Here is a 16,312-nt window from a genome sequence, read left to right as displayed (position 1 = left end):
TGCGTGGATGTATACGTTTGCCGGAAAAGTCGTTTGGGTGACAGGAAGCAGCACGGGCATCGGCAGAGCCGCGGCTGTCGAATTTGCGAGGCATGGAGCCGATGTTATCGTTCATGGCAACAGCAATATGCAGCAGGCGGAGGAGGTCGCTGCGGAAATTACCGCGTTGGGACGCAAGGCCATGCTGGTCGCCGGCGATGTGGGAAGCCGTCCGGAGGTGGAGCGGATGGTGGCAGAGATCAGGGGAAGCTGGGACCGCATCGATATATTGATGAACAATGCGGGTGCATTGATTAAACGGGCCCGTCTCGTCGATCTGGATGAAGAGTTATGGGATGAAGTGATGAATGTAAATCTGAAGTCGGTGTATCTGGTGACGAAGGCGGCGCTTCCGCTGCTCAGAAACTCCTCCGCGGGCAAAGTAATCAACGTCACATCGATAGCCGCCCGAAACGGGGGCGGCTTCGGCTCGGCTGCCTATGCCGCCTCCAAGGGAGGAGTCAGCACACTGACGCGCGGGCTGGCCAAGGATCTGATCGAATACGGCATTACCGTGAATGCGATTTCTCCGGGTGTCATTGCAACGCCTTTCCATGACCGCTTCACGCCTCCGGAGATCAGGAGCAAGACGCTGGCTACCATTCCTATGGGACGCGAGGGTACGCCCCGGGAATCGGTAGGCGCGGCTTTATTTCTCGCTTCGGATTTTGCGAATTACATCACGGGCGAAATTATCGAGGTCAACGGCGGGCAGCTAATGGATTAATTCGCCTTGAGCCGAATGCCGGTAATCGCTCGGCGAAACCCCCGACCACCGCTTGAATTGGCGGCTGAAGTGGGCGATGTCCCGGTAGCCGAGGACAGAAGAGATCTGCTGTACGGTCAGCAGCGGATTGGACAGCAGCAGCTTGGCCTCGTGCAGAACAAGTCCGGACAGATAGGCGCGCGGGGAGATGCCGTATACGCTCCGGAATACACGGTTGCAATGGGAGACGCTGATGCCAAGCTCCGCTGCGATATCGTCAATGCCGTAATGCCTCTGGGCATCGGCGCCCTGTTTGAAATGCTGGCTCATCAGACCCTGCAATCGATTGCGGATCTGATGGGCCAGTTCTGCTTTCTCATACGCAGACGAAGAGAGCAGATCGGCCTCATTCGATACGGCTTCCCACAATGTCCCGAATAATTCGAAGATCGCCGAATGCAGCCGCATCCGCTGGGTCATGGTTGCGCTCCCGGCCACACGGACGATGTCGATCAGCCTGGACAGGACAGGCTCCACTTGACGCGTCAGCATGCTGTCGCGGCGGAAGAGCGTCTGCCTGATCCTGCTGAGCATGGACAGGAACAGCTGGTCGTCAATATTGAAATGGAGACAGAAATAAGTGAACGGTTCGTCATTGCCGCTTCTGCTGGAATGGGCATATCCGGGCCGGAACAGGATCAGATCGCCTGCCTCCTGCAGCAGCCTGCTCCCGTCCGCGTTCATAAGCTGCTGGCCTTCCAATACATAATTGATCTCGAATTGCGTATGCTCGTGAAGCGGATATTCCCACCCCCCGCTGACGCGGCGCAGGTGGATAGCGAACAGGTTCACGGTGGTATTCACGTCGGGCAGTATCGTTTCTTCGATAATATGGCCCAGAGTCGGCGGAGGAAAGAAGCCGGCCATCATAGTTATCCCCTTTGGCTTGCGGATTTGGTTGGTCCCAGTATAGCATGAATGGCCCGATTTGGGTAAATTGTTGATCGATTTGGCAATGGTCACCCCTATTCGATTGTGCTAGGATGAACGTGACTCGCCACGTCAGCATGGCGACCATGGAGATGAGGGGGATACGACTTATGGCACAGTCTAATAAATTTTTTAACGCGCATCATTCGCCGATAGGCGCTTTTGCCAGCTTTACATTGGGGTTCCGCGGCAAGAACGGAGGGCTTGGACTCGAGCTGGGCAGACCGGCCGACGAGAATGTGTATATCGGTTTTCAGGCCAGCGGCGGCGATTATTATGAAGCGCTTCCATTCTTCGGCTCGGTAGAGGACGAGAGCGCCCGCTATGATGTTGAGAAGCAGGGAGAAAAGGATAAAACAACCGGAATCGTTCACTTTCCCGAGAAAGCGATTACACGTGAATTCAGGACCGGTACCGACACCTGGCAGGCGGGGGATTTGACATTCCGCATCTACTCGCCTGTCCGTCCCGTGCCCGAGCCGGGTAAAGCGGATGAAGCCGCAATGAAGGAGGCGATCGTGCCCGCCGTGTTCGCCGAGCTGACGCTCGACAATACGCATGGAACGTCCGCGCGCAGAGGCTTCTTCGGCTATGAAGGAAGCGACCGGTACAGCGCCATGCGCCGACTGAGCGATACGGGCGGGGACCACTTCACCGGGATTGGCCAAGGACGCTCCACCGCCATCGTTTCCGATGATGACGGCGTGACGCCGGCGCTCGGATTCTCGCTGGAAAAAATTCTGGGAGAGAGGCTTCCCCATAATCTGGCCTTTGGCCTCGGCGGCACAGGGGCTCTGCTGATGGAGGTGCCGGCCGGCAAGAAGCGGACCTACCGGTTCGCGGTATGCTTCTACCGCGGAGGGCTGGTCACTTCCGGCATCGACGCGTCTTATTACTACTCGCGTTATTTTGCGAGCATCGAGGATGTGGCAGACTTTGCTCTGGCCCGCTTTGCCGGACTGACCGCGTCCTGTGAGGCGGCCGACCGCTGGATCGAGGCGGAAGCTCTGAGCGAGGATCAGCGGTTCATGCTGAATCATGCGATTCACAGCTATTACGGCAGCACCCAGCTGCTGGAGGCGGCGGATGAGCCGATCTGGATCGTCAATGAAGGCGAGTACAGGATGATGAATACGCTGGACCTGACGGCGGATCAGCTGTTCTATGAACTGAAGATGAATCCGTGGACGGTCCGCAATGAGCTGGAGCTGTTCGTGAAGCGCTACAGCTACGAGGACAAGGTGCGTTTCCCCGGCGACGAACGGGAATATCCCGGGGGAATAGCATTTACCCACGATGTCGGTGTGGCGAACGTCTTCTCGCGTCCCCAATATTCCGCCTACGAGCTGGCCGGTATTGACGACTGCTTCTCGTATATGAGCCATGAGGAACTCGTCAACTGGCTGCTCTGCGCCCTTGTGTACATCGAGCAGACCGGAGATGCCGGGTTCAGGGAGGAAATGCTGCCTGTAATCCGCCAATGCTTCGACAGCATGCTGAACAGGGATCATCCTGAAGCGGAGAAGCGCAATGGTCTGATGGGACTCGACAGCTCCCGCACGCAGGGAGGGGCGGAGATTTCCACCTACGACAGCCTGGACGTTTCTTTGGGCCAGTCGCGGAACAATATTTATTTGGCCGGGAAATGCTGGGCTGCCTATGTAGCGATGGAGAAGCTGTTTGCAGACGAGAAGCTGGCGGAGCTTTCCGAAGAAGCGGGCCGGCAGGCCGACCGCTGCGCGGCGTCCGTAACGGCACAGCTGACAGAGAAGGGATACATTCCTGCGGTCATCGGCGAGAATAACGATTCCCGGATTATTCCGGCAATCGAAGGTCTGATCTTCCCGTACTTTACCGGCTGCGAGGATGCGCTGAGTCCGGGCGGGCGCTTCGGCGGTTATCTGGAGGCGCTGGCGACACATCTGAAGACGGTTCTTGAGCCGGGCGTATGCCTGTTCGGGGACGGAGCGTGGAAGCTCTCGTCGACGAGCAACAATTCATGGTTGAGCAAAATCTATTTGGCCCAGTATATCGCCAGAGAAATTATGAATCTGCCATGGGAGGAGCAGGGCGCGGCGGCGGATGCGGCCCATGTCAACTGGCTGCTGCATCCGCAGCTCTCCTACTGGTGCTGGAGCGATCAAATTTTGTCCGGGGAAATCATCGGCAGCAAATATTACCCGCGCGGCGTCACGGCGATTCTTTGGCTATTTGAGAAAAAAGGAAACCGGCTCGTTCACCAGTAAGAAGGCCGGAGGCTGCTTGCAGGGCATTATCAATCGCGAAAAGTGAGGGATCGCTATGACAGGCAAGGTGTTGAACAAGAGCCAGATCGAACAGTTTATTGAACTCGGCTGGGTGAAGCTCGATGAAGCATTCCCGCGCGAAGCAGCGCTTGCCGCGCAGGATTATTTGTGGAACAAGCTGGAGGATCGGGGAGTAAGGAAGCAGGATCGCACAACCTGGATGCAGTCGTTGATCCGGATCAACGAGAACTATTCCACAGAGGAATTTCAACGCTGCAATACGCCTCGGCTGGCCGACGGAATTGAGGATTTGGTAGGAGCAGGGCGTCTGGTGAACCGAAGCGTATACAGGGAAACGGAATTTCAGGCTGCTTACGGCTGGTGGCCGGTCAATTTTGCCCTTGATGCCGATAAACCATGGGATGTTCCGGTCAAAGGCTGGCATTGGGACGGAATCCACTTCCGTCACGCGGTCGACAGCCCGGATCAGGGGCTGCTCTGTTTATGCTTGTTTTCGGAGGTTGGCCACCGCGGGGGAGGCACATTAATTGCAGAAGGCTCCCATAAAGTCGTCGCCAGGCTTCTCTCCCGGCATCCCGGCGGTCTGGAGCATAAGGATGCAATCGCGTTGGCCAACCGGAGCCATCCGTGGCTGGCCGAATTGACGGGTACATCCGCCCCGGATTCGCTTCCGCTTCATAATGGTCTTAAAGCCGGGGACGTGAGGGGGAGCGATACCGTCGGCAGCAGGATTGAAACTTTCATGAAGCGCTGGTATACCGATGAAGACGGTGTGCAGCTGAGAGTGCTGGAGACAACCGGCTCACCGGGGGATGTATTTCTCTGCCACCCTTTTCTGTATCATGCTTCATCGCAGAACCATTCGGGAGTCCCGCGGTTCATGTGCAACCGGACGACGCCGCTGCAGGAACGCCTGCAGCTGAAGAGGGACGGAAGCAGCGAATATTCGCCGCTTGAGCTCAGCATCAGGGAAGCGGGTATTTATTCTTAAAGCCGGCTTCGGGTAAGCGGCAGGGCAGTTACAGCAATGAAACCAGGAATGTATAAAGATAGAGCCTGCCGGAACAGGGCTCTATTTTTTTTTGACCTTATAGCATCTATAAGTTTCACACCTGTAAAATTGTATAAGGTTTGAGGGAAGAAAATAACTTTGCCGCCAAAGGACGGTACAGCTGTTTCTTCTTACTGTCTCCTGTTACAGAACACACATGATGCGGCGAAATCAAGCAATGATCGTATAAATTTGCCACTCATGGCTTTTGCAATCAGCCGTTTGGTTCTATAATTGGATCATGCCGCAAGTTATGCGGGCAGGATCCTGAGAGGAGAATCAGTATGAAACCTGGCATATTTATCGACCGGCGCATTCCGGACGAGGTAGAAGCTTACATAGCCGAGCATTGTGAGATTGACAAATGGGACGGTACGGGACCGATACCGCGTGAAACGCTGCTGTCCAAGGTTGGACATGTGAAGGGGCTGCTTACGGCAGGCACGAAAATTGATGCCGAACTGCTTGAACATGCGCCTCATCTGAAAGTAGTGAGCAGCATCAGTGTCGGTTACAATCATTTTGATGTCGGAGCGATGAAGGAACGGGGCATTATCGGCACCAATACGCCTGATGTCCTGAACGATACTGTTGCTGACCTGGTGTTCGCACTCATACTGGGAACGGCCAGAAGAGTGGCGGAGCTGGACCTTTATGTAAAACAGGGGCAGTGGAAGCCGGAGGTTGGCGAGAAATGGTTCGGTACAGATGTGCATCATGCCACATTGGGAATTATCGGGATGGGGAGAATTGGAGAAACCATTGCCCGGAGGGCAAGATACGGCTTTGATATGAATGTGCTCTATTATAACCGCAGCCGGAAGCCGGAAGCGGAAGAACAGCTTGGGGTCAGCTATGCGTCTCTGGAGCAGCTGCTCGCTGAATCGGATTTTATTGTGCTGATGGCACCGTTGACGCCGCAGACAGAAGGCTTGATTGGGCGGGACGAATTTCAGCTTATGAAGCGCTCGGCGATCTTCATCAATGCGTCCAGAGGGGGAACAGTTGACGAGAAAGCGCTCATTGAGGCGCTTCAGGAAGGACGAATCAAGGGAGCGGGTCTCGATGTTTACGCGAAGGAACCGGTCGAGGTCTCCAATCCTCTGCTTCAAATGCCGCAGGTGCTGACACTGCCGCATATCGGTTCGGCTACCGCCAGGACCAGATTCGATATGGCGATGCTAGCAGCGCAAAACCTGGTCGCGGCATTAAGCGGTCAAACCCCGCCGAATATTGTAGAAGAATTAAAATAACCAGCTTGTTGGATAGTTGAATCTCTGACAAAAAAAGGTCGTCTGACGGATGAATGGCAAGCAGTTCAAAAAAGCCGTTCCGAAGCAGGCGATCTTATTGTCATGTCTGCCAATGTCTGCTTTATTTGAACGGATGTGATGAAATTATTTTTTTAAAACGATAATCAGCTTCCTTTAAATGCGTTCTTGATCAGGGTGACAACCGCTGCCAGCACAATGGGAATTGTGGCGCAGGTCGTGATGGCGGGCCAAATCAGCGTCCAGAAGGTGTTGGATTCCATTTCCGTCGAGAACATGCTCATAGAAATGAAAAACATCAGCAGCGAGACGGGAAGGATGACCGTCCTGCTGTCCTTCAGCTTGAAAATATGGGCGAAGCCCGAGCTGAGCGCGAGCAGCGCTATCGTCGATTTGATATAGGAGCCGGCGATCAACGTAATACCGGCAATCATTTCAATCCTCTCGAAGACGCCGGTGATTTCAATAACCCGTGCCATCTCATACAAGGTGAAGTTGCGTGTTCCCGCCGCTTTTCCAAAGATCATACTGGCGCATAATACGACTCCAAGAAAAATAATCATATTAGCGAAATAGGCGAAAAACATAAACTTGCCAATCGATTCGTTTTTGGCAGGGCGTATAAAAAAAAGCAGCGCGGAGAAGACAAACATCTCGGAATAAGGAAAGCCGTGGGTAATTATGGCTCCATGCATAATTGGAGAGATGCCCTTAGTGAGCTGTGGCAGTAAATTTTCAGGATGGTATTTCCCCAGGTCGAGGAACAAAATAACGAAAATCGTAGCCAGCATCATCATAAGGAACAGGATAAATAAACGGGCGGTTACTTCGATTCCGGCTAGAGCTGTCAGTGCGCAGACCATCAGAATGAGGAAATTAAATACATAGGTAGGGGTCTCCACCATCATGGTGCTGGAGAAGAAGGACCCTACACCGACGGTAATATTAGAGATCATCAGAATGAGTACAAACAGGATCAGCAAGGAGAACAGCGTACCAATCCATTTGCCGAAAACGTCTCCAAGATATTGGAAGGAAGATTTGCTCGGGTAAATATGATGCAGGTACAAGATGCTCAGAAGCCCGGGAATCCCTGCGGCTCCCGAGATGATTACTGACAGCCAGGCCCCGTTGCCGGCAGCTGCGATGACTGGACCAGGAATAAAAACAATCGAGGAGCCGAGCGTAAAGGCCAGCAGCAGCAAGGCAATTTGGGATGGGCTTACCCATTCTTTTTCATTCATTTACTGGCCTCCTCCAACGGATAAACAGGTTAATACGAATGCACATTAATCAACTGCATAATCATTTTCATGGGCTTAAGCAGAAGAGCGACTGCCAGATCATCAATACCCGGCCAGGTCTGACCCAGAATAAAGCTGAGTGAAAAATACAGCGAACAGCACAGCAATACGACAATAACCATGTTCTCTTTGCGGGTGTTCGCATGTGATCGTGCATAAATTCCCACAACAGTGACGAGATAAAACAACAGCGAGATCATGATTCTGATTATCAACTGCTTATCCTCCTTCATCCAGCGCCGATTTGCCGTCTTCCAGTCCCGTGTTGGATAAAGAGACCTTGATATCAAATTTGAATTCTGCCTGCTTTAAATGATCGCCCCAATCTTTTTTCATGGTATCCCACTCCCGGGGATGATGCTGATAGATCCCGTTTCCAATGCCAAGAAGATCAATCTTGCTTTTCTTCATGGTTTGCGTGAAGGATGTCAGCTGTTTTTCAATTTGTTTGACGATTTCACCCTGGTAAGCGTAGGCTTCGGCGGTTGTTGCCAGTGAATGGCAGATAAGCTCGCGCACGGTGACATTAACCTTGATAGCTGCATGAACCTGAGGTATTCCCTGCTTCAGTCTGGTGGAGAGCTTGGTATGGAAGGAAACGACTTCAATGGAATCCCCTTTATCCGATTCACCGCAGGGAAGAACAATAATGCCTTCATGATAGGTATTTTTGAGCATGTGATAGGCTTCTACCTCATTCGCCTTGAGAAGCTCAATCATTTTGTTTTTATTGACCACGGCTGCTCCTTTGAAATACGGATCCTTCCGCGGGACATCGTCAAAGGTCATATAAGGCAGAACCGCCGTCTCTACAGCGCTGTCCAGCTCCAGTCTGAGATCAAGCAGCGACATCTGGATCGTCTTGCCCGAATAGTAATAGGACGATCCTTCAACCTCATGGGTTTGCCGGCTGATGGTCGTTTCCATATAGGGTTTGGCGTACAGGTATGAGCTTGCATTTCCTTTTGTGACTGCAATCCGCGTTGTAAGCCTCGGTTCATCGTCGCGGTAGAAAAAATCGAGAACTTCTTTCCATCTTTCGGACTTAACCATTTTCTCACCGACTAATATGGTCTGCATATGGCTCCATTGCGCTTTACGGCCCAGACGCATCGTAATGTTGCGCGCTGCGTCAAACATGGTGCTGCCCCCCGTGCGGATATTGACATAGGAGCCGGATGGATCGGTTTCACCTCTCGACGGCTTATAGAATTGTGAAGTCAGAATAAGGTTGTCGTTCTCATCCAGATCCAGAGCAACCCCCAGAATGAATCCCCGCTCAATCAACTCTTTCCCGCTGCAGCCGCCAAGCAGACAGACGCATAGAAGCAAGGCTATCCATCTCACCCTCATCATTCCTTTGCTGTATTAAGATCCGCAGCCCGCTTTGCCTTAGCAGCCGCTCTCATTCTCAGTTTGGTCGGGACGCGCACGAAAACGTCAAGCATCTGCATCATCCGCATGGGAGCAATAGGGGAGAAGAAGGGTTTTCCTAAGGTCCGCAGAGTCGCCAAATGGAGAAAAATGAGGATGTAGCCGATCATCAGACCGAAGCCTCCCCACATGAATGCAAGAATCATAAGCGGAAATAACAATATCCGCAGCGCGATCGCAAGCTCATACTGCGGCATGGAGAAGGACGCCATTCCTGTCAGCGAAATAATGATAATCATGATGGGGGAGGCAATTCCTGCCCGGATCGACGCTTCGCCGATGATCAAGCAGCCTACGATACTGACAGCAGAGCCGATGGGACGAGGCAGGCGTATGCCCGCTTCGCGCAGCAGCTCGAAGAAGAACTGCATGATTACAGCTTCGATAAAAGCCGGGAAAGGAATGCCCTCCCTCGTGTCAAGAATCTTGAGCAGCAGGGTAGTCGGTATCAGCTCCGGATGAAAATTGGAGAGGGCGATATAAAGGCTGGGCAGCGTAAGCGCAATAAAGAATGCGGCAATCCGCAGGAAACGGATCATCGATGCGTAGACCGGGCGCTGATAATAATCCTCGGCAGACTGGAACAGCTCGGTAAAGAAGGTCGGACAAATCATGGCTGATGTGGTCCCGTCGGCCATCAGGATGATTTTTCCTTCTAGAAGCGAGCCGACCGCTACATCCGGACGTTCTGTAACACGATATTGGGAAAAGGGAGAATAGACGGAGTCCTCCACAAATTCACGGATGTAATTGGTATCCAGAGCATCGACTTTGTCTGCACCCACAAGGCGTTTTTTCAGCTCTGCCAGAACAGAAGGATCAACTTTCCCATCCACGTACCCCACCAAAAATCTTGTTTTGGTCAGCTTGCCTGCCTGATACATTTCAATCTTCAAATCCGGTGTTCGCAAGCGCAGACGGATCAGTGCAATATTCTTGTCCAGCTGCTCGACCATTCCTTCACGCGGGCCGTTGACAACGGCTTCGCTTGTAGACTCCTCCACCTGTCTCCTCTCGACGCTGCCGGCGTCCAGGCTGACAACTTTGTCCCAGCCGTCGAAAATCAGGATAGCGTAACCATCCAGCACAGCCTCGGTAATCTCGTCATAAGCAGTCAACAGCTCGTAAGACTGGAAAGCCGAGCTTCTGCGCTCGAAGAACTCGCGTATATTTTCAATCTGTATGCTTTCCATGTCCCCAGATTCCGGAACCAGATCCTGCAGCGCGGAGTTCAACTGGCCGCCATCCATCTCCTGCGTAAGAGGCGCACAATAAATCATGGCTGCAGAGCCCTCGTAGGATGGTCCGAAATGGAAGCGTTCATAAATAATATCCTGGCAGTTTGCAAATATTTCCTTGATATGCTGCTCACTGGTCTTAAGATCAACGGAAATCCTATCGGCATTATTCTGTTGTTTTGTATGCTCCTCAAAGTTCATTTCCATTAAGAATCCCCCTCATCCAAGGAAGAGCTGATATTCGATCCATGGTATTATTTGCCGAAGCATCATATTTATGCAGGAGCGTATCCAGTTAATTGTCTGTTTTGCTTTGTTCCTACCGGCACGTTATGATGAAGGAATGATAGAGTTTGTTTTTTAAGGCGCATATTCGAAAGGAATGACTGAGGAATGGATTTTCAACAGATTACGCAGATCAAAAATTTTAAACAAGAGATTACGAGATTCCTGATGATGTATAAATTTGCTTTGAGCGAGATCGAGACCCGAATTGAAATTTTGCAGGAAGAATTTCAGATGCTGCATGACTACAATCCGATCGAGCATACCAAATCACGGCTGAAATCCCCGGAAAGCATCATGAACAAAATTATGAGGAAGAATTGCGATATTTCGTTTGCCAGCATCAGGCACCATATCAAGGATATAGCGGGGCTGCGGATTACCTGCTCGTTTATTTCGGATATTTACAGGGTCAGCGATATGCTGAGGAAACAGCATGATCTGGAAATTCTGGATGTGAAGGATTATATTCAAAAGCCCAAGTCAAACGGCTATCAAAGTCTTCATTTGCTGGTCAATGTGCCCATCTTCATGTCCGACCGCCAGGAGCATGTATGCGTGGAGATCCAGATCCGCACCATCGCCATGGATTTCTGGGCCAGCCTGGAGCATAAAATATTTTATAAATACAATCAGTCCGTACCCCTGGAGCTTCTGCGGGAATTGAAGGAAGCCGCGGAATCGGCCAATGCGCTGGATCAGAAGATGGAACGGCTGCATAAGGAAATCGGACTCATAAAGGAAGAGCATCGTCTGGATGAAATGGATGAATTAGAACGGCTGGTGATCAACAATCAACAGTTCCAGCTTCCTCCGGCTTTTCTTAGGCTGATGGAAGACAAAGCCTGATTCCTGCCCGTTGATCATGCCATAGGCTGGGCCTGACCAGGCACATATTCGTTGAAATCAGCATGAACGTATACTTGCACGAAGGAGAGGATTAAACTGGAGAAGAGAGGGTTTACACCTGATGAAGCAAATGCGCTTCTGCCGCAGTTGAAGGAGGACTTGCTCCAGCTGCAGGAATTGACGAAACGGTTTGAAGAGCAGTATTCCGACCTGCAGAAGAGGAAGGCGTTACATAAGCAGGCAGCCGCCCCGGCAGGAGGCGCACAGGATCCTTTCTTTGAACGGGAGGGTCGGCTCGAATTTCTCAAGATGGAAGCGGAAATGCTGATTGAGAACTTCACGAGAAAAGGCGTGCTGCTGAAAATGATCAACCCGGGGTTGATAGATTTTCCCGCCGTTCTGGATGGGGAGGAAGTGCTGATATGCTGGAAGGAAGGGGAGCCGCGCGCCTCGCATTATCATGGCTGGCATGATGGATTTGCCGGACGCAAGCCGCTTCCCGGTGAATGAGGCAGTGCAGCTGCAGAAGCAGATATTCCGACAAGGATCTGCATCGGCCTTCCGACCGATTCTTTCAGCTTCAAATTGGTTTAGAATGAACGGATAATACTTGAATGGGGGTGATTGTCATTGTTCGAGCTTCATGATGCGCTTGCGGATATTATGTCCATTTGTATTCTGTGCTCTTTTGCTTATCTCTATTTATTCTGGGTCCCGGCGGCAGCCGGGATGAATTGGACAAAGGTCGGCGAAGCGGCATACCCGCTGCCGCGCCTTGCGCAGCCTTCCGGAATCGTTCAGGCCAGGAGACAGCGGCTCACGCGGCAGACCAAGCGCAAGGAAGCGCCCGACGATGATTCATCCCCGTGTACGACCCTGTTGAATACGTGCATACACGATCAACAGGGAGGATGGTTATGGAAACCATGGAATTGGATAAGAAAGCAACTGCTATTCACAATAATCGCCGCGAAGAGCGGCGCAATGAGGCTGCAGGCGGCATAAAGAAAGGCCGCCGTAAATGGCAGCGAATCGTGCTGCTTGGCGGTGGCTTCGCCATGATTCTGCTGCTTGCCGGCTGCGGAACAGGCACAGTGGATGCCAACACGCCGGGATTTTTCAATCATTACGTCGTATTTCCGTTCTCCTGGATGATTGAACATTTTGCCGACTGGTTCGGCGGCAGCTTCGGCCTAGCGCTGATCGCGATCACGGTGCTGGTTCGTCTGGCGCTGCTGCCGTTCATGATATCCCAGTACAAGCGCCAGCAAATCATGAAACGCAAGATGAGTACCATGCAGCCGGAGATCAATGCGATCAAGGAAAAGTACGCCAAACACAAGGATGCCGAGTCGCAGCGCAAGCAGCAGCAGGAAACGATGGCGGTTTACAGCAAGCACGGGTATAATCCGCTTGCCCTGGGCTGTCTGCCGATGCTGCTGCAGATTCCGATTCTGTCCGGACTGTATTATGCCATACGGATGACCCCGGACCTGGCCCAGCATACGTTTTTGTGGTTCCAGCTGGGAAGTCCGGATAAGATCCTGCCGTTCCTGGCGGCAGCCGTATATCTGCTTCAGGCTAAAATAACGCAATCCGCCAACCCTCCGATGAACGGACAAATGGGGATGAGCTGGATCATCTATCTTTCCCCGGTGATGATGGGATTTTTCTCGTTCTCGGTTCCTGCCGCCATCCCGCTTTACTGGTGCGTCGGCGGTCTGATCGTCGTCCTGCAGACGATGCTGGCCAAACGGCTGTATCCGCCGGACATTGTTCCTGCGGTGATACCTGATCCGCCCAAAGCGCATCCGCCCAAACGCAGATTGAAAGCATAACGATCAGCATGAACATCATAGGATTGAACAGCCCCGGAGCTTGTGCTTCGGGGTTTTTTAGCTTTCGCCGCCAATAGACGTCGCCAGCCTGTTTCTTATTTGCGCTGCATGCCTGCAGCGGCTGAATAAAGAAATGAAACGATCAGAGACAAGGTGGATGACATTGTCGCGGGCAGCCGCTACCGCTTATTTGACCGAAAGGATGCCTGCTTGCTGCCTTCGGCAGAGCTTGGAAGCAGGTTTGCCCCGGGACGAGGATGAAGATCAGGACATTCTCCCGAAAAGGTAAAACGGAAGCCGATTGTGACAGGCAATACAGCCGTCATGAGACATACGCCTTGGCAGAGCCCTTGAAAAAGGGCTTTTTTTGGCATTCAGGGTCCAGCAAATATAGGTAATCATCTATGCTCTGCATCTATCACTGAGAGATAAACATCAAGGATTGATACTAGCAGATTTTCATAGAATAGAGGTTATTGACCAGTACGAGCCATCTATCTTGCACGTATACATACAGTACATCCTTGAATATCTAAAGCATGTTAAGGGGGGAGACCATCTATGAGAGGCCTTGGGAGAACGTAATGAATCTGTGAAACAACATTAAAGGCAAAGGAGAATGGATAAATAGAAAACTCGTAATCTGAAAAGAGGTTTAATCATGAATGACTTAATGGTCATTATTACCGTCTGCTCCTTCCTGCTGACGATCGGCTTTATATTCTGGCGTCCGAATGTCAATGAGGCAATACCTGCAACGGTGGGAGCTTTTTTTGTAATAGCAAGCGGAAGTGTTTCATTGGCTGACCTTGGAACCATCACGGGTACCATAAGCGGCGCCGCCGTTACTATTATAGCCACCATTGTGATGGCAATTGTGCTCGAGAGCTTCGGCTTCTTCTACTGGTCCGCCGAAATTCTGACAAGAAAAGCGAAAGGATCAGGCATCCGTCTTTTCTGGTACACCAATTTGTTTTGTTTCCTCATGACGCTGTTCGTGAATAATGATGGCAGTATTCTGATCACGACCCCGATTCTGCTGATGCTGCTGCGTAATTTGGGATTAAAGAATGCGCAAAAAATCCCTTATTTGATATCCGGCGCATTGATTGCTACGGCCTCAAGCGCCCCGATAGGAGTAAGCAACATCGTGAATCTGATTGCGCTCAAGATCGTCCATATGGATCTTTATATGCATTCCGCGATGATGTTCATCCCCGCATCGCTGGGACTTGTTCTGCTGGCCGTTCTTCTGTTCGCGGTGTTCTACCGGGTAATTCCCTCCAAAATACCTACAATGACGACATGGAATTTTATGCCGGGCAGCCATCCGTTAAAGGGGGACGCACCAAAAGAGAACCGGAACAGATTTATGATCAAAATTCTGATTTTTGTATTTCTCGTTCGGCTAAGTCTGTTCGTCGCTTCCTACATTCATTTCCCCGTCTCTGTCATGGCGGTAATCGGATCAACGCTCTTGCTGCTGTGGAGATGGAGGTATTTGAAAATTTCACCTGCAGATATGTTAAAGAAAACACCCTGGTATATCCTCATTTTCGCGTTCGGTATGTATGTAATTATTTACGGCTTGAATAATATTGGTTTAACCCAGTGGCTGATCCAGCTTCTCCATCCCATTGTTACGGGAAGTCTGCTCAATGCAAGCGTATCGATGGGCATTCTGCTGACGATTCTATCCAATTTATTCAATAACCATCCGGCATTGATGATCGGCACGATTACCCTGACGAATATCGGACTCGATCCGCTTATGCTGAAGATTTCCTATCTGGCGAGTGTAATCGGCAGCGATGTCGGTTCGCTGCTCCTGCCAATCGGTACACTTGCTACCTTGATGTGGATGCATATTGTCAAGAAGGGCGGCGTGAAAATAAGCTGGGGCCAATACTTTAAGGTGACTTCAATCGTTATTCCGATCACTCTTATTTTTACACTGGTTGTGCTGACCTATTGGGTCGCTTGGCTATTTTAATCCGGGAGGGAATTAAATTGAACAGGCTGGAAGCTAACATTGGATTACTCAATCAGAATCACCCCAAAAAAAAGACCTCCAAAGAGAAGGTCACAAGAAGAGAGTAAAGCACAACACATTCTATGTAAGTATGAATCGAAAAGCATGGGTATTCGTGTGCAGCAAGAAAAGGAGGCGAAACGGAAACCTCCGCATAGAGGCCGGGAACCTGCAGGTTTCCGGCCTTGCTGTGCGAAAATTCACTTGACCCCAGGCCAATGAAGCCAAATATCGGTCATAGGAGCCCGCCAATCCTTGTGATGATCCACATGCGTCACACGAAAAAAGATAGCGTATCTGGGAAACGGCGAGACATTAGGCGCAACGCTATGCGCCAGCTGGTAGTGTACAAGAAACACATCTCCAGGTTCCCCCGTCGTCTGAACAGGCTGCGGAAGCTCAACCGGCGGCATCCCCTTAAGCAGCGAGTCCGCACCATGCTCGCGAAAATACTGCTCGTACATCCGGTGTGTTCCCGGCCAAACGGTGAAATTGCCTGCTTGCTGCTGCCGGACAGGCGAGAGCAGCACGCCGACGAGCATGGTAAAGTTGCCGATTGTGCCTTCGGGAACGCCGTTGTGCGGCGAATACATGCCATCCAGATGGGGGGAGGAAGCTCTAGGCGGATCCTGCAGCGAAGGAAAACGGATGGCAATCTGGCCATAGTTGACCGGACGGGCGTTATTCGCACCGAGCAGCGAATCGACCATGCTCTTGACAGGCGTTTGGTTAAACAAATCGACGATCGGCGCTTCACCCTGCAGCTCCGGGCAGTAGGACTGTGCGCGGTACCTTGTGATGTCTTCGACATTCATCCCGTTCCCGATGGAATGGTTGATATGACGCATGGCATGATCCACCATAATAGGCGGGATGACACCGGGAACTTTAAGGAAACCCTGATTGACCAAGGATTGCTTCTGCTCTGATGTGAGCAAACTCATGGGCTGTACCTCCTTATATATCAAGAATGCACCGCCGCTTGGAGACCGGCGATGCTTATTCTTG

The 16,312-nt window shown here is 51.6% G+C and carries 15 protein-coding genes; 9 read left to right on the top strand and 6 right to left on the bottom strand.

All coding sequences use genetic code 11. The features are described 5' to 3' along the window. Window positions 1-7 precede the first annotated feature (7 nt). Window positions 8-766, top strand: coding sequence for an SDR family NAD(P)-dependent oxidoreductase (locus AC0YOA_RS03625; protein ID WP_475785441.1), 759 nt, complete (start codon window positions 8-10; stop codon window positions 764-766). On the opposite strand, the gene AC0YOA_RS03620 is transcribed toward AC0YOA_RS03625, so the two are convergent. Next, window positions 755-1,672 carry an AraC family transcriptional regulator gene (locus AC0YOA_RS03620; protein ID WP_475785798.1) on the bottom strand — a complete coding sequence of 306 codons (918 nt, stop codon included), beginning with the start codon at window positions 1,670-1,672 and terminating at the stop codon, window positions 755-757. The two genes, AC0YOA_RS03625 and AC0YOA_RS03620, sit on opposite strands and share 12 nt — an antisense overlap. Window positions 1,673-1,845: 173 nt before the next feature. Between AC0YOA_RS03620 and AC0YOA_RS03615 the strand changes: the two genes are divergently transcribed. The 3 genes from AC0YOA_RS03615 to AC0YOA_RS03605 all read left to right on the top strand — a co-directional run bounded on the left by AC0YOA_RS03615 (window position 1,846) and on the right by AC0YOA_RS03605 (window position 6,306). Further along, window positions 1,846-3,981 (top strand): glycoside hydrolase family 52 protein, encoded by a 2,136-nt coding sequence (locus AC0YOA_RS03615; protein WP_475785440.1) that lies wholly within the window; start codon window positions 1,846-1,848, stop codon window positions 3,979-3,981. Between the two features lie 55 nt (window positions 3,982-4,036). After that, window positions 4,037-4,993 (top strand): phytanoyl-CoA dioxygenase family protein, encoded by a 957-nt coding sequence (locus AC0YOA_RS03610; RefSeq protein ID WP_475785439.1) that lies wholly within the window; start codon window positions 4,037-4,039, stop codon window positions 4,991-4,993. A gap of 344 nt (window positions 4,994-5,337) precedes the next feature. Continuing rightward, the gene (locus AC0YOA_RS03605; protein WP_475785438.1) at window positions 5,338-6,306 is read left to right on the top strand and encodes a 2-hydroxyacid dehydrogenase; all 969 of its coding nucleotides are present in this window, start codon (window positions 5,338-5,340) and stop codon (window positions 6,304-6,306) included. Window positions 6,307-6,470: 164 nt separating this feature from the next. Here the strand turns inward: AC0YOA_RS03605 and AC0YOA_RS03600 are convergent, their stop codons facing one another. From AC0YOA_RS03600 to AC0YOA_RS03585, 4 genes are read right to left on the bottom strand one after another with little or no spacing between them, the layout of a single operon-like run. After that, window positions 6,471-7,568 (bottom strand): GerAB/ArcD/ProY family transporter, encoded by a 1,098-nt coding sequence (locus tag AC0YOA_RS03600; RefSeq protein WP_475785437.1) that lies wholly within the window; start codon window positions 7,566-7,568, stop codon window positions 6,471-6,473. Window positions 7,569-7,597: 29 nt separating this feature from the next. Beyond that, entirely contained in the window at window positions 7,598-7,843 is a 246-nt protein-coding gene (locus tag AC0YOA_RS03595) for a hypothetical protein (RefSeq protein ID WP_475785436.1), read from the bottom strand. A 4-nt stretch (window positions 7,844-7,847) separates the two neighbouring features. Further along, complete coding sequence (locus AC0YOA_RS03590) at window positions 7,848-8,975, bottom strand: Ger(x)C family spore germination protein (RefSeq protein WP_475785435.1); 1,128 nt, start codon at window positions 8,973-8,975, stop codon at window positions 7,848-7,850. Window positions 8,976-8,980: 5 nt separating this feature from the next. After that, window positions 8,981-10,507 carry a spore germination protein gene (locus AC0YOA_RS03585; protein WP_475785434.1) on the bottom strand — a complete coding sequence of 509 codons (1,527 nt, stop codon included), beginning with the start codon at window positions 10,505-10,507 and terminating at the stop codon, window positions 8,981-8,983. A gap of 186 nt (window positions 10,508-10,693) precedes the next feature. On the opposite strand from AC0YOA_RS03585, the gene AC0YOA_RS03580 reads away from it, so the two are divergent. The 5 genes from AC0YOA_RS03580 to AC0YOA_RS03560 all read left to right on the top strand — a co-directional run bounded on the left by AC0YOA_RS03580 (window position 10,694) and on the right by AC0YOA_RS03560 (window position 15,265). Continuing rightward, window positions 10,694-11,434, top strand: a complete 741-nt coding sequence (locus AC0YOA_RS03580) for a GTP pyrophosphokinase (RefSeq protein ID WP_475765870.1) — start codon at window positions 10,694-10,696, stop codon at window positions 11,432-11,434. A 90-nt stretch (window positions 11,435-11,524) separates the two neighbouring features. Then, window positions 11,525-11,944 (top strand): DUF2203 family protein, encoded by a 420-nt coding sequence (locus tag AC0YOA_RS03575; protein ID WP_475785797.1) that lies wholly within the window; start codon window positions 11,525-11,527, stop codon window positions 11,942-11,944. A gap of 120 nt (window positions 11,945-12,064) precedes the next feature. Beyond that, window positions 12,065-12,439 carry a hypothetical protein gene (locus AC0YOA_RS03570; protein WP_475785433.1) on the top strand — a complete coding sequence of 125 codons (375 nt, stop codon included), beginning with the start codon at window positions 12,065-12,067 and terminating at the stop codon, window positions 12,437-12,439. Further along, window positions 12,352-13,272, top strand: coding sequence for a membrane protein insertase YidC (gene yidC, locus AC0YOA_RS03565; protein ID WP_475785432.1), 921 nt, complete (start codon window positions 12,352-12,354; stop codon window positions 13,270-13,272). The genes AC0YOA_RS03570 and yidC overlap by 88 nt, the downstream gene beginning before the upstream one ends. Window positions 13,273-13,933: 661 nt before the next feature. Next, window positions 13,934-15,265, top strand: a complete 1,332-nt coding sequence (locus AC0YOA_RS03560; protein WP_475785431.1) for an arsenic transporter — start codon at window positions 13,934-13,936, stop codon at window positions 15,263-15,265. Window positions 15,266-15,504: 239 nt separating this feature from the next. Here the strand turns inward: AC0YOA_RS03560 and AC0YOA_RS03555 are convergent, their stop codons facing one another. Further along, window positions 15,505-16,248 carry a phytanoyl-CoA dioxygenase family protein gene (locus AC0YOA_RS03555; RefSeq protein ID WP_475765876.1) on the bottom strand — a complete coding sequence of 248 codons (744 nt, stop codon included), beginning with the start codon at window positions 16,246-16,248 and terminating at the stop codon, window positions 15,505-15,507. Window positions 16,249-16,312: the final 64 nt, after the last annotated feature.

The sequence above is a fragment of the Paenibacillus sp. JT22N12 genome, assembly GCF_056269365.1.
The sequence above is the reverse complement of the archived record's forward strand: the minus strand, read 5'-3'. Positions and strand labels throughout refer to the sequence as shown.